This window comes from Sphingomonas faeni (assembly GCF_040407565.1).
In the GTDB taxonomy this organism is placed as follows: Bacteria; Pseudomonadota; Alphaproteobacteria; order Sphingomonadales; family Sphingomonadaceae; genus Sphingomonas; species Sphingomonas faeni_F.
Window position 1 is genome coordinate 34,141 of record NZ_JAPZPR010000014.1, and the last position, 12,377, is coordinate 46,517.

At 65.0% G+C, this 12,377-nt stretch carries 9 protein-coding genes; 7 read left to right on the forward strand and 2 right to left on the reverse strand.

Annotation, left to right across the window (positions count from 1 at the left end; translation table 11 throughout):
- Positions 1-5: 5 nt before the first annotated feature.
- Complete coding sequence (locus tag O6Y00_RS20710) at positions 6-1,160, forward strand: glycosyltransferase family 4 protein (protein ID WP_353444414.1); 1,155 nt, start codon at positions 6-8, stop codon at positions 1,158-1,160.
- Positions 1,161-1,196: 36 nt separating this feature from the next.
- On the opposite strand, the gene O6Y00_RS20715 is transcribed toward O6Y00_RS20710, so the two are convergent.
- Positions 1,197-2,786, reverse strand: a complete 1,590-nt coding sequence (locus O6Y00_RS20715) for a glycosyl hydrolase family 28-related protein (protein ID WP_353444415.1) — start codon at positions 2,784-2,786, stop codon at positions 1,197-1,199.
- Between the two features lie 314 nt (positions 2,787-3,100).
- Here O6Y00_RS20715 and O6Y00_RS20720 point away from each other — a divergent pair, with 314 nt between their 5' ends.
- The 6 genes from O6Y00_RS20720 (at position 3,101) to O6Y00_RS20745 (ending at position 11,171) form a co-directional block, all read left to right on the forward strand.
- On the forward strand, positions 3,101-4,513 hold the full coding sequence (locus tag O6Y00_RS20720; protein WP_353444416.1) for an O-antigen ligase family protein: 1,413 nt from the start codon (positions 3,101-3,103) through the stop codon (positions 4,511-4,513).
- A gap of 87 nt (positions 4,514-4,600) precedes the next feature.
- Complete coding sequence (locus O6Y00_RS20725) at positions 4,601-5,299, forward strand: polysaccharide biosynthesis/export family protein (protein ID WP_353444417.1); 699 nt, start codon at positions 4,601-4,603, stop codon at positions 5,297-5,299.
- Positions 5,300-5,316: 17 nt separating this feature from the next.
- Positions 5,317-7,515 carry a GumC family protein gene (locus O6Y00_RS20730; RefSeq protein WP_353444418.1) on the forward strand — a complete coding sequence of 733 codons (2,199 nt, stop codon included), beginning with the start codon at positions 5,317-5,319 and terminating at the stop codon, positions 7,513-7,515.
- Complete coding sequence (locus O6Y00_RS20735) at positions 7,508-8,698, forward strand: hypothetical protein (RefSeq protein WP_353444419.1); 1,191 nt, start codon at positions 7,508-7,510, stop codon at positions 8,696-8,698. The genes O6Y00_RS20730 and O6Y00_RS20735 overlap by 8 nt, the downstream gene beginning before the upstream one ends.
- 1 nt (position 8,699) lies before the next feature.
- Positions 8,700-10,037 carry a hypothetical protein gene (locus O6Y00_RS20740; RefSeq protein WP_353444420.1) on the forward strand — a complete coding sequence of 446 codons (1,338 nt, stop codon included), beginning with the start codon at positions 8,700-8,702 and terminating at the stop codon, positions 10,035-10,037.
- A gap of 3 nt (positions 10,038-10,040) precedes the next feature.
- Positions 10,041-11,171, forward strand: coding sequence for a glycosyltransferase family 4 protein (locus tag O6Y00_RS20745; protein ID WP_353444421.1), 1,131 nt, complete (start codon positions 10,041-10,043; stop codon positions 11,169-11,171).
- 59 nt (positions 11,172-11,230) lie between these two features.
- Here the strand turns inward: O6Y00_RS20745 and O6Y00_RS20750 are convergent, their stop codons facing one another.
- Positions 11,231-12,313 (reverse strand): acyltransferase family protein, encoded by a 1,083-nt coding sequence (locus O6Y00_RS20750; RefSeq protein WP_353444422.1) that lies wholly within the window; start codon positions 12,311-12,313, stop codon positions 11,231-11,233.
- Between the last annotated feature and the right edge of the window lie 64 nt (positions 12,314-12,377).

Below are 12,377 nucleotides of genomic sequence, written 5' to 3' on the forward strand. Positions count from 1 at the left end.
CATCGATGAAGGTTGCCATCGTCCACGACTGGATGACGTTGAAGGGCGGCGGGGAATCCTGCGTCGAGCAGCTGATGGATATCTATCCGCAGGCCGACCTGTTCTGCGTGGTGGATTTCCTGCCCGAGGCCGAGCGCGGCTGGCTGCAGGGGCGCAGCGTCACCACCAGCTTCATCCAGCGCCTGCCCGGATCGCGCAAGCATTACCGGTCGTATCTGGCGCTCATGCCGATCGCCGTCGAACAACTCGATGTCACGGGCTATGATCTGGTCATCAGTACCAATTCGGCGGTCGCGAAGGGCGTCATCACCGGGCCCGACCAGGTCCATATCGCGTACACGTTCAGCCCGATCCGCTATGCGTGGGACCTCCAGGAAACCTATCTGCGCGAGTCGGGGATCACCCGCGGGCTGAAGAACATCCTGGCGCGGTCTATCCTGCACTATCTGCGCATCTGGGACGTGCGGACTGCGAGCGGCGTCGATCATTTCGTCGCGATCTCGGGGTTCATCGGACGACGGATCCGCAAGGCGTACGGCCGCACGTCGACGATCATCTATCCGCCGGTCAATCTCGATCGCTTCACGGTGGCGCCCGGGCGCGGGGATTTCTACGTCACGATGTCGCGGATGGTGCCGTACAAGCGCATTCCGCTGATCGTCGAGGCGTTCCGCTCGATGCCCGATCGTCACCTGATCGTGATCGGCGACGGCCCCGACATGGCGGCGGCGCGCAAGCTTGCCGGCCCCAACGTCACGCTGATGGGCAAGCAGCCCGATCCGGTCGTCGTCGACCATCTCCAGCGCGCCAAGGCCTTCATCTTCGCGGCGGAGGAGGATTTCGGCATCGCCCCGCTCGAGGCGCAGGCCTGCGGCACGCCGGTGATCGCCTATGCGAAGGGCGCCGCGACCGAGACGATTCGCGGCCTGGACGCGGACGAGGCGCGCGGCGGCCAGACCGGCGTGTTCTTCCGCGAGCAGACCGCCGAGGCGATCGTCGCCGCGGTGGAGCATCTCGAGACCCGGCTTCCCGTTATCACGCCCGAGGCCTGCCGCGCCAACGCCGAACGCTTCTCGACCGCGCGGTTCCGCGACGAGATCTTCCGGTTCGTCGACACCGCGATGGCGGACCACGCCAGGGATGTCGCCGCCCTGCGCTGACGGTCCGTCAGACGGCAGATCGGATCTGTGGTGCGGTCAGATCGTGTCGCACCACAGCTCGTTGAACAGGAAGCTCGTCGCGCCGGCCTTCACCAGGTCGACCAGCAGGACGAAATGCGTGGCCCAGCTCGGCGCGGACCGTCCCTTGCGCGAGGCGAGCGGCGCGACCGCGACGAATCGATCGGCGGACGGCGTCAGCGACTGCGTCCCGACGATCTCCTGGCGCACGACGCGCGGCACGCCATTGGCGTCCTCGCCGTCGATCCGCACCCAGGCAGGCGAGACGAGCAGGGTCGCGTCGCCACCCGACCGCTGCGCCTGCCGGACGCGGAACCCGGCGAGAATCTTGTCGCCGTAATGCACCGGCATGGTGACGATCGCGAAGGCCGCCGCGGTCGTCGACGCACCGGCCTTGACCGCGACCAGCCCGGTATCCCCGCCGATCGCCGACTTGCCCAGCCGAAGATTGTCGCTGCCGCCGCCATGGCGTGAGACGATCGGCGCGGTGTCCTGCGTCCGCCAGATCAGGTCTTCCCAGGTCCTGGAGCGGAAATCGGGATCCGACAGCAGCGTATGGGCATCGTGCAAGCGGGGCGGCAGGGCACTGGCGCCAAAGGAATGACTGCCCGTGATCTGGAATTCCCCCGGTCCGGTCGCCCAGCAGGCGGGGCGGCTCGGGTCGGTCGGCTTCAGCACGATATTATGCGCGATCACGCTCTCGAATCGCACCACCGCGTTCCCGCCGACCTCGACGAGATGTCGCGCGTTCCAGTCGTTCAGCTGGTTGAGCAGCCAGCCGCCGTCGAGGCGGATGAACGAATCCTGCCCGGTGCACCGGATCGGCCGATCGTCCCAGCGATCGCTTTCATGATGACACGAGGTGGCGAACACCGAGCCCTCGTCGACCTGATACAGGATCCGCGTATAGTCGATCGAACAGCCGACCAGCTGGAGCGATGCGCTGGACAGCGACACGCGGACCGCGATCTCCGAATTGAACAGGACGCAGCCGAACAGCGTGTTGCGCTCGCCATTGTCGTCGGCGGCGGGCCAGTCGACGCACACGCCGCACCCGAAGACATCGCACCGCACCAGCACGTTGTTGTACGCATGGCTGCCGAACCGGATGCCCGTGCCGCAGTTCGATACCGCCATGTTCTCGATCAGCATCTGAGCCGAGGTGCCCGCGGTCGCCGAATCGAGCGCGATGCCGACGCATTTCGTATTCGCACCCGACCCCTTGAGCCACAGGCTGCCCCAGATCATGCCCTTGCGGCCGTAATTGTTGTTGGGCGTGCCGCGCGCGGCGATGCTCGACGACGTCACGCGCAGGCAAACGCCGTCCCAACCGGCGAAATCGAGGATCGCGTTGCCCGACAGCGAGACGTGCGACGCGTCCATCACCAGGCCCGAACGGCAGCGATAGGCGACGCTCGGCTGCAGCACCACGACCCCGCCGACGCCGCGCGCGACGATCGCGTCGATCGCGCGCTGGATCGCCTTGGTATCGTCGGCCACGCCGTCGCCGACCGCGCCGAATTGCTCGGGGGTCACGGTCGCGTGGGCGCTGGCAGCCGTGCCGGGCGTCGCCGGGCCGGTGTCGGCACGGATCGCCGAGCTGGTCATCAACGGCGTGCTGGTGAGCGCGCTCAGGATTGCGCGCCGGGACGTCGGGAAGGAATCGCGGATGAGTTTGCTCCTGTTGGATAGCGGCCGGATCGCGCGCGCGGGACCTTACCGGCGCTGCCTGTCGTTATGATCTCGGTCAACATCGCTACGCATGTTTTCGCGTATCTCCGGAGCAGAAACCGCGCATCATTGCACCGCATCGCTGGACAAAACCCGGCCAATGCGTGATCCGGGTGGGGTAGGCGGAAGGCCCGCTGTCGATCGTGCAGGCGATTTGCGGTCGTGGCGGCCAGTTCGAGCGTAGGAATAGCATGTACGGATCAGAACGGACCGGTGGCTCCCGACACCGCAAGCGGTCGACGGCACGGCACGGCAAACGCCCATCGCTGCTCAAGGGCAATGGCGATTTCTTCACGGCCGCCGCCTATCTGATCCTGATCACGTTGTTCGGTGGCGGGCTGGCGACCTGGAACATCGGCTATGCGCTGGTGTCGCTGGCGACGATCGTCCTCGTGCTGCTGCTCGCCTGGCGCGATGGCTTCGCGGTGCTCGGCACGCTGTCGCCGATCGCGCGGATCGCGCTTGTCGGGATCGCCATATTGCCCTTGCTGCAGATGATACCGCTGCCGCCCTCGATCTGGCAGGCCTTGCCGGGCCAGGCGCTGCGTATCGAGACGCTGGGGCTGGCCGGTCGCGCAGACACCTGGCAGCCGCTCAGCATGGAGCCGGTCAGCACTGCGCTGTGCGCGATCCTCGCGACCGGGTTCGTCGCGTTCATGGGGTTCCTGCTCCGTCTGAACGACGCGCAGTTCCGCCGCATGCTGCACATTGCGCTCGGCCTGACGCTGCTCGGCGTCGTGCTCGGCGTGTCGCAGGTCGTCAGCGACGGCACGTTCCCCAAATTCCATCCCGCCAACACCGGCGCGACGATGCTCGGATTCTACGCCAACAAGAATCACATGGCGCTCGCGATCGCCTGCTCGATCGTGCTGTTCGGCTTCGTCGTCAGTCGTCAGATGTTCGCCCGCGACCAGCGCCGGCTGGTCAATATCGGCTATATCGTGTTCGCCATGGTGTGCATCGTGACGACCAACAGCCGGGCGGGGCTTGCCCTCGGCGTGCTGGCCGCCGCCGCGGTGTTCGCCGATCTCGCGCGGGGCGTCGCGCTGAAGTGGAAGCTTGCCGCCGTCGCGGGTGCCGTGCTGTTCGTGGTCGCGATCCTGTCCACCTCCGCGTTCGAACTGGTGTCCGGCCGAATCGAGGACGTCGACGGCGATCTCCGCTGGCAGATCGCATCCTGGTCCTGGCCGCTGGCGCAGCGCTACGGCCTGCTCGGCAGCGGCGTCGGCTCGTTCACGACGCTGTTCGCCGCGAACGAGCAGCTCGCCTGGGTCAAGCCGACCTTCGTCAACAGCGCACATAACGAATATCTGCAGCTCGTGATCGAGTTCGGCGTTCCCGGCGTGCTGCTGCTGGCCGCGCTCGTGGTGTCGCTGCCGGGACCCGTGCGTGCGTTCCGCGGGCTGTCGCGCAAGGATCCTCGCCGGATCGAGATGCTGTTCGGCTTTGCCGTCGTCGCGCTGTTCGCGTTTCACAGCGCGGTCGATTACCCGCTGCGCCGTCCGGCCGCCTGGGGGCTGTTCGCACTCGCGCTGGCTGCGATCTATCGCGGTGCAGCGGTAGCCCGTGCGCCGATACCCACGATCCGGGACGACGCATCCTAAACCGACTTGATGAACCGCGGGCCATACTGCTACGGAGCGGCGGGTCGTGTGATCGGCCCGTGTCCTGATTTCATAAAGGTTGTGGGTTTGCGCCTGACATTCATACCGTCGTTGGCGCTGGTCGCCGCCGTCGCGGGTTGCGCGGGCGGCTCCGGCATCCCGATGGGCGGCGAGCTGCCGCCCGCGGCCGTCGGTGGCATCATCACGCCGCCGGCCCCCAGCGATTATCGGCTTGGGCCGCTCGACACGATCTCGATCAAGGTGTTCCGCGAGCCCGATCTGACGGTCGAGGAACTGCCGGTCTCGCTCAGCGGGAAGATTTCCTATCCGTTGCTGGGCGAACTGCCCGTTGCCGGCCGATCGACGAGCGAGGTCGCGCGTCAGATCACCACGCTGCTCAACGCGCGCTATCTGCGCAATGCGAGCGTCGCCGTGTCGCTGGCGCGTGCTGCCAATTTCACCGTCACGATCGACGGCGAGGTCAAGAAGCCCGGCGTGTACCAGATTCCCGGCGCGCATCTGACGCTGCTGCAGGCGGTGGCACTCGGCGAGGGCGTGTCCGATCTCGCCAAGCTCGACGAGATCCTCATCATGCGGCAGATCGACGGCAAGCGGTACGTCGCCCGCTTCGACCTGCGCGACATTCGTGCGGCACGCTCGCCTGATCCGGAAATCCAGCAGTCCGACATCATCGTCGTCGGGTATTCGCAGGCTTCGTCGCTCTTCCGAGTCGGCCTGGCCGCGCTGCCGGGTCTTGCCGGTCTATTCATCGCACTGAACCAATGAACGAGGCGCACGAGCGAATGCAGTTTCCGTTTAACGGCACGACCGGGTCGGGTTCGTCCGAGCTCGTCGTGCCCGGTGCACCGGTCGAGACTCACGAGACCGCGAACACGCTGCGTGAGATCTGGGCGGCGGCCTATCGGTCGCGCTACTGGATCGCCGGCATCTTCACGGTCTGCATCCTGCTGGCCGTCGCGGTCGCGCTGCTGACCACCCGGCTGTACCAGGCGACCGCCTCGATCGAAGTACGCCAGGAGGCCGAGAAGGTCCTCGGCACCGAGGCCGATCGCGAGAGCCCGGGCGGCAAGGCCGATACCGATCGCTTCCTCCAGACCCAGCTCGACATCATCCGCAGCCGCGGCGTCGCCGAGGCGGTCGCCGAGGGCGAAGGCCTGTATCGCGGCGAAAGCTTCCTGCAGGCGATGGACGCCGGCGAGGATCCCGCCAAGCTGCCGACCGGCATGTCGCCACGCGACGCGCACAACGATCGCGTGATCAAGACGCTGCGCGACAACATGACGGTGAAGTTCACGGGCGATACCCGCATCGCCGTCATCTATTTCACGAGCCCCGATCCGCGCCTGTCGGCCCGGATCGTCAATGCCTATGCCGATGCCTATATCCGCAGCAACCTGGCGCGGAAGGCCGGCAGCTCGGTCTACGCGCTGGACTTCCTGCGCGGCCAGCTCGGCGAAGCGCAGGCGCGGCTTGAGAAGTCCGAAAAGGCGGTGGTCGATTACGCCCGTCGCACGCGGATCGTCGACGCCGGCAACGCCGCGGGTTCGGGCGGCTCGACGGACAGCACGCGTCCGCAATCGCTGATCACCGCGCAGCTGGTTCAGCTGAACACAGCGTATTCGACGGCCATCGCCGACCGGATTGCTGCCGAGCAGAAGTGGAGCAAGGTTTCCTCGCTGCCACCGCTCAGCACGCCTGACGTGCTGGCCAACCAGGCGGTCCAGTCGCTGCTCGAGAAGCGTGCCGAGGCGCAGGGTCTTCAGCAGCAACAGCTTGCCACGCGTCGCGAGGACTTCCCGACGGTCGCAGGCGCGACCGCGCAGATCCGCGAACTCGATCGACAGATCAACACGATCGCGCGCAACATCCGAGCGGGGATAAAGAACCAGTATGACGTCGCGATCGCGCGTGAACGGCAATTGTCCGGCGAGATCGACGCGCTCAAGAGCGGGACGCTGTCCGAGCAGAACCAGGGTATCGAACTCTCGATCCTGCGCCGTGAGGCCGACACCAATCGTCAGCAATACGAGGCGTTGCTGCGTCGCTACAACGCGTTGAACGCCGAATCCGGTGTCCAGACCAACAACCTGTCGATGGTCGACCGCGCCAATATCCCGGATCGTCCGTCGTGGCCGAAGCTGCCGCTGAACGTCGCCCTGGCGATCATCCTCGCGATGCTCCTCTCTGCGCTCTTCGTGTTCCTTCGCGAGCAGCTGTTCAACTCGGTCCGCACCCCGGACGAACTGCGCGCGGCCAGCGGGTTGCCGATCCTCGGCGTCGTGCCGTCGTCGGAAAACCCGGCGCAGGATCTCGCCGATGCGAAGTCGTTCCAGAGCGATGCGTACAGCTCGGTGCGGACCAGCCTGTCGCTGCTGTCGCAGAACGGCATTCCGCGGACGATCATGTTCACCAGCACGCAGCAGGGCGAGGGCAAGTCGACCGCCTGCCATGCGCTGGGCCTCAGCTTCGCGCGGCTCGGCAAGCGTGTCTTGGTGATCGACGTCGATCTGCGCCGTCCCAACGTCCACCGCCTGTTCGGCGTGGCGAACAAGCAGGGCTTCAGCAACGTGCTCGCTGGGCAGATCGCGCTAGCAAACGGGATTCGCCGGTCGGACAACGAGAATCTCGACATTCTCGTCGCCGGTGACATCCCGCCGAACCCGACCGAGTTGATGAACAGCCCGCAGGTTCCGTCCCTGCTGGCCGATCTTCAGGCGTCCTACGACATCATCCTGCTCGATTCGGCACCGGTCCTCGGGCTCGCCGACGCGGTGATCCTGTCGAGCCAGGTCGAGGCGACGGTGTATGTCGTCGAATCGGGCCGCAATTCGTCGCGGATCATCCAGACGTCGCTGTCGCGTCTCGCCCAAGGCGGCGGCACGATCGTCGGTGCGGTCCTGCTGAAGTTCGATCCCGGCAAGTTCGGCTACGGCTATGGCGAATATGGCTATAGCTACGACTACGCCGCGCGCGATGACTGAACAGAGCAAACTCCGTCGCGGCATCGCGGTAGCGCTGACCGCGGCGGTTCTGCTGCCCGTCGAAGGGTATCTCGCGGTCGCATCGTCGGCGGTGAATACGGTATCCGCCATGCGGGCGAGCGCGCTGTTGACGAACAAGGACCCTCAGACCATGCGGGGGATCCGCGGGTTGCCGCAGGGAACGGTCGACGCCGCGATCGCCGCGAAACCGGTCGATCAGCGTATCGTCAACGTCGCGATGATCCGTGACGTCCAGACGGCCGGTGCGAGCCGGATCGCGCCGTGGATCGATGCGGTGACCAGGCTCGGCTGGCGCGATACGCCCGCCCTGCAGAACAGGTTGTACGTCTCGGCGACGCGGGCGAACGTCGCAGACATCCTCGACGTCAGCGACGCGCTGCTGCGTCGTCGTCAGCTGATGGACCAGATCATACCGGTCCTCGCAACGGTGGAAACCGATCCTTCGTTGCGCAAAGATTTCGTTCGGCGGTTGTCGAGCAAGGTCAATTGGGGGGGGCTTTACCTCCAGTCGACCGGTGCATTGAAGACGCCCGCGCAGTTTCAGGCGCGTTACGAAGTGATGATGGCAATGCAGCAACGCGGTTTGCGGCTGGATAGCGGCGTCCTCATTCCGAATGTCGACGCGCTGGACAGGGCGGATTTGCCGGCCTTGGCATTCGAGCTGTGGAAAAGCCGGCGGCCTGGCATTACCTCGCCGCTGAACGACGTGTCGTTCGTTCAAGCGGCCACGAATTTCCAGAGCGGCACCGATACGGTGCCGTACGAATGGCAGATGAAGAGCGGTCAGGGCTACAACGCCAGCGCGTATGTCGAGCATGGCCGCGGATCGCTGGATATCGAGTGGAACGGTCGCGGCGTTCCCGTGTTCGCCGAACAGCGTACCTCGGCCACGCCCGGCCGCTACGCGCTCGACGTCGGCACCAGTGCCGAGAACGTCGGCGACCTGTCGGCCTTGAACTTCACGCTGGTCTGCGCCGAGGACGCGACCCCGCTGGTCCAGGATGCGCGCAACCCGAAGCGCTTTGCGACCAGTGGCGCGGTTCCCTGTGCCTATCCCGTGTTGCGCATCGCGGGCGATATCCAGGCCGCGGCGACGCCGCGTCACATCGCTATCGATCGGCTAGTCCTGCGTCGCGTCGGAACGGCCAACGAGGGGGCCTGATATGGCATCGAGTTTCGCCGGTTCCGCGACCATGGCGCGTCCCCGGCCCAAGCCGGCTTCGATCTATGGCCAGGTTTCCGATGGCCTGATCCGGAAATATTATTTCCGCCTTCTGCTGCTCGTTGCGCCGATCCAGAGCATATTGCTGACCCCGATCCAGGGGTCGACCCCGGCGTTCCTGCTGGTGCTGGGGTCGCTGGTGTTCCTGTTCGGTGCCGATCGCCGCTATGCACGGATCCTCGCCTTCACCGCGGGTTTCCTGTTGCTGTACGCGATCTACATGACGTTCAGCCTGTCGGCGTTGATGATCGATGAACCCGATCTCAGCCGGCTCCAGGTTATCCGCGATATTTCGATCTACGGAAACCTGCGACAGTCGCATATCACGCAGGGTCTCTACCTGTTCGTGGCGCTGTTGTTCACGTACATGATCTATACCTATTATCAGGAAGCGTTCCTGAAATACGCCTATTACGGCATTCTGCTGCTCGCGGCGTACGGCATGTACGAGTTCATCTTCTACGCCATCCTGCACAAGAACGTCGATTTCCTGTCGAACCGTAATTTCGGCGACCTCAAGGATGCGTCCGGTGGCGCCGGCGAGGGCGACTTCGCCACGGGCAGCATGGTGCAGCCGTCCAACATCTTCGGATCGGGGTTCATGCGCCTCAAGAGCCTAGTCGGCGAGCCGTCGATGTACGCGCTCACCGTCACGCCGTTCGCGGTCTACGCCTTCGCACGGCGCTGGTGGGTGCTGTTCGCGATCCTGACGCTCACGCTCGTCCTCTCGACCTCGTCGACGGCGATTCTCGGGCTGGCGGTCGGCATCGGCTACATCGAAGTCCGGCAACGCCAGGAGTTCATTCTCTATATCGGTGCCGCCCTAGTCGTTTTCCTGTTGCTGTATTTTACCGCTGCACCGATCCAGGAAGCAGTCGACAAGCTGCTGTTCCAGAAGCTCGATTCGGTCTCCGGCAACGAACGATGGTCGTCGTTCACGAACCATGCCGGCGTGATCTTCGACGGTAACTTCATTCGGGCATTCTTCGGGCTCGGGTTCGGAACGGTGCGCTCGACCGACATGCTGTCCAACCTGCTGGCGAACATCGGCATCGTCGGGTTCCTGCTCTATTCGATGCTGATGCTGGCGCCGTGCGTCCTGATCAAGCGCGCGCCAGACCGCGAGGCGATCATCGCCACGTTGCTCGCGATCTTCTTCATGGAGATGCTCACGGTATCGGAATACGCGTATCTGCCGCCCTGGTTCATGGTCGCGCTTGGCTATGCCCGCGTCCGCGAGCAGCGTCTCGCCCTGCCGGCGCCATTTCGGAAAGCCTAGAAAATGCCGTTGAAATTGGTTCTGAACGGACGGTTCCTCGTCCGGCCGGTGACGGGTGTCGAACGCCTGGCGATCGAACTGACGCGCGCGATCCGTGCCGTCGTGGCGACCAGGGGCCTCGGCGACGACGTCGATATCGTCGTGCCGTCGGCAACGGGCGACCAGCACGAGAAGGTGGCGAGCTTTGGACCGCCGGTTCCCAGCATCATGCCGGTCGGGCGGCTGGACGGGCACGCCTGGGAGCAGATCGAGCTTCCCAAGGTCGCGCCGAAGGCGTGGCTGCTGAATTTCTGCAACATCGCGCCGATGACTCGCATGCGGCAGGCGGTGGTGATCTGCGACGCGCAGTTCGTGCTGCACCCCGAATCCTACTCCTGGGCGTTTCGAACCTGGTACCGCGTCGTGCTGACGGTCGTGGCGCGTCGCGCCGCAGCGGTCTTCACCATCTCGGAATTTTCGAAGGGTCAGCTGGAGCGCTTCGGCATCGTGCCGAAGGGAAAGGCGCACGTGCTGAAGCTTGGCGTCGATCATCTGAACGATCTCGTGGCCGACGACAGCGTGTTGGAGCGATGCGGACTCCGGTCGCGTCCCTACGTGCTCGCGATCGGCTCGCTCGCGCGTCATAAAAACCTGCCGACGTTGATCGACGCGTTCATCGCGGCGAACCTGCCCGGCGTCGATCTGGTGGTGGCCGGCGGCAGCAATGAGCGCGTATTCCACGATGCGGGCCTGCGTGAGGCGGATAACGTCCGCTATATCGGCCGGGTCAGCGATGGCGAGCTGAAGGCCCTGTACGGCAACGCGCTGGCGTTTGCGTGCCCCTCGCTGTCCGAGGGCTTTGGATTCACCCCGTTGGAGGCGATGACCACCGGCTGCCCGGTGATCGCCACCACCGGAGGCGCTGTTCCCGAAGTCTGTGGCGACGCCGCGATCTACGCCGATCCGCACAATCAGGCAGCTTGGGAAGACGCCTTGCGGCGGATCGTGACCGATGCTGGATTGCGCGCGGACCTGGCGGAGCGTGCCGGCCGTCGCGCCCAGCAGTTCGTCTGGCGTGATACCGCCGTGCAGATGCTCACGGTCCTGGCGACGCAGGATGGCGATCAGGCGGCGTTGACGGCCCTGACGCCTTGACTTCCTCGCGCCCCGACGGATCGCCTCGGCCACGATGGTGACCGGCTAACCCATCCGGATCAGCTTCGGCGAATCTTCCTCGACCATTTGATCGCGGAGAATTTCTTGCCGAGCTCGATCCCGGGCAGCTCGACGAACCGATAGACGAGCGTGGCGACGACGAGGCTCGTCGCAAAGTAGATCGGTGTCAGGACGAGAGTGGCCGAACGCCAGTCCGAAAAACTCGTCCAGAAATGCCTGCAGAGCTCATGGACGATCGGATGGAACAGGTAGACGGCGTAGCTGATCGCCCCCAGAAACACCATGATGCGTCCGCCGAACCACTGGCGGTAGATGCACAGCAGGAACAGCGCGACGCCGGCCAGATACCCCGTGCTCATGGCGATCCAGCCGAGCTCGCTGTCGCTGTTGTGGCGATAACCGATCGTATCCGCCGCGACCACGCCGACGACGAGAATGCCGAGCGCGATCGGCGTCAGGATGCCTGCCTCCCGACTACGCTCCAACGTCGCCAGCCGCGTCAGCGTGCCGAAATGCATGACCGCGAGGAACGTCATGGTCCCGGCCGGCATCCCCGTACCCGGATGCGTGGACCGGTAGAACGCCATGGCAAGCCCGATCAGGATAAACGTCGTTACCGCGGCGAAATTGAACCGGGCCGAGTGCAGCACATTGGCAGAAAACGCGAGGAAGCAGATGCCGTAGAAGATCAGCTCGATCGTCAGCGTCCAGCACACACCCAGAATGTAGGGCTGGCCGAGAAATTTCGGCAGCAGCGTAGCATTGGCGAGAATATTCCACGCGGAGTAGCTTGGTCCGACCAGCGGCAGCAGGATCGCCGCACCCGCCAAAGCAAGCCAATAGGCGGGGTACAGCCGGAAAAAGCGACTGGTGACAAACCGGGCTCGCGGGGTTTCGCCCTTGAAGCTGAACGGAATGACGAACCCGCTGACACAGAAGAACGCCACGACGCCGACGCGGCCGGTGCTGAAATAATCGAGGAACGTGGCTTTGAGGCCAAGCGAAAGCGAGGTCGGGACCGCCTGGCGGGAGATCAGCTCGCACCAATGCCCTACCACCACGAGCATTGCGGCGAGACCACGCAGGCCGTCGACATGCTCTATTCTGGATTTGGTGGTCATCGGTCCCCGCAGCATGCTCTGAACTGGATATGGCAGCGATCGATGCGCGTTCCCCACTCGGGAG

Bases quoted from the DNA above. Each gene is read 5' to 3' on its own strand.
- O6Y00_RS20710 (WP_353444414.1), top strand. From the start codon at position 6: ATGAAGGTTGCCATCGTCCACGACTGGATGACGTTGAAGGGCGGCGGG.
- O6Y00_RS20715 (WP_353444415.1), bottom strand. From the start codon at position 2,786: ATGACCAGCTCGGCGATCCGTGCCGACACCGGCCCGGCGACGCCCGGC.
- O6Y00_RS20720 (WP_353444416.1), top strand. From the start codon at position 3,101: ATGTACGGATCAGAACGGACCGGTGGCTCCCGACACCGCAAGCGGTCG.
- O6Y00_RS20730 (WP_353444418.1), top strand. From the start codon at position 5,317: ATGCAGTTTCCGTTTAACGGCACGACCGGGTCGGGTTCGTCCGAGCTC.
- O6Y00_RS20735 (WP_353444419.1), top strand. From the start codon at position 7,508: ATGACTGAACAGAGCAAACTCCGTCGCGGCATCGCGGTAGCGCTGACC.
- O6Y00_RS20740 (WP_353444420.1), top strand. From the start codon at position 8,700: ATGGCATCGAGTTTCGCCGGTTCCGCGACCATGGCGCGTCCCCGGCCC.
- O6Y00_RS20745 (WP_353444421.1), top strand. From the start codon at position 10,041: ATGCCGTTGAAATTGGTTCTGAACGGACGGTTCCTCGTCCGGCCGGTG.
- O6Y00_RS20750 (WP_353444422.1), bottom strand. From the start codon at position 12,313: ATGACCACCAAATCCAGAATAGAGCATGTCGACGGCCTGCGTGGTCTC.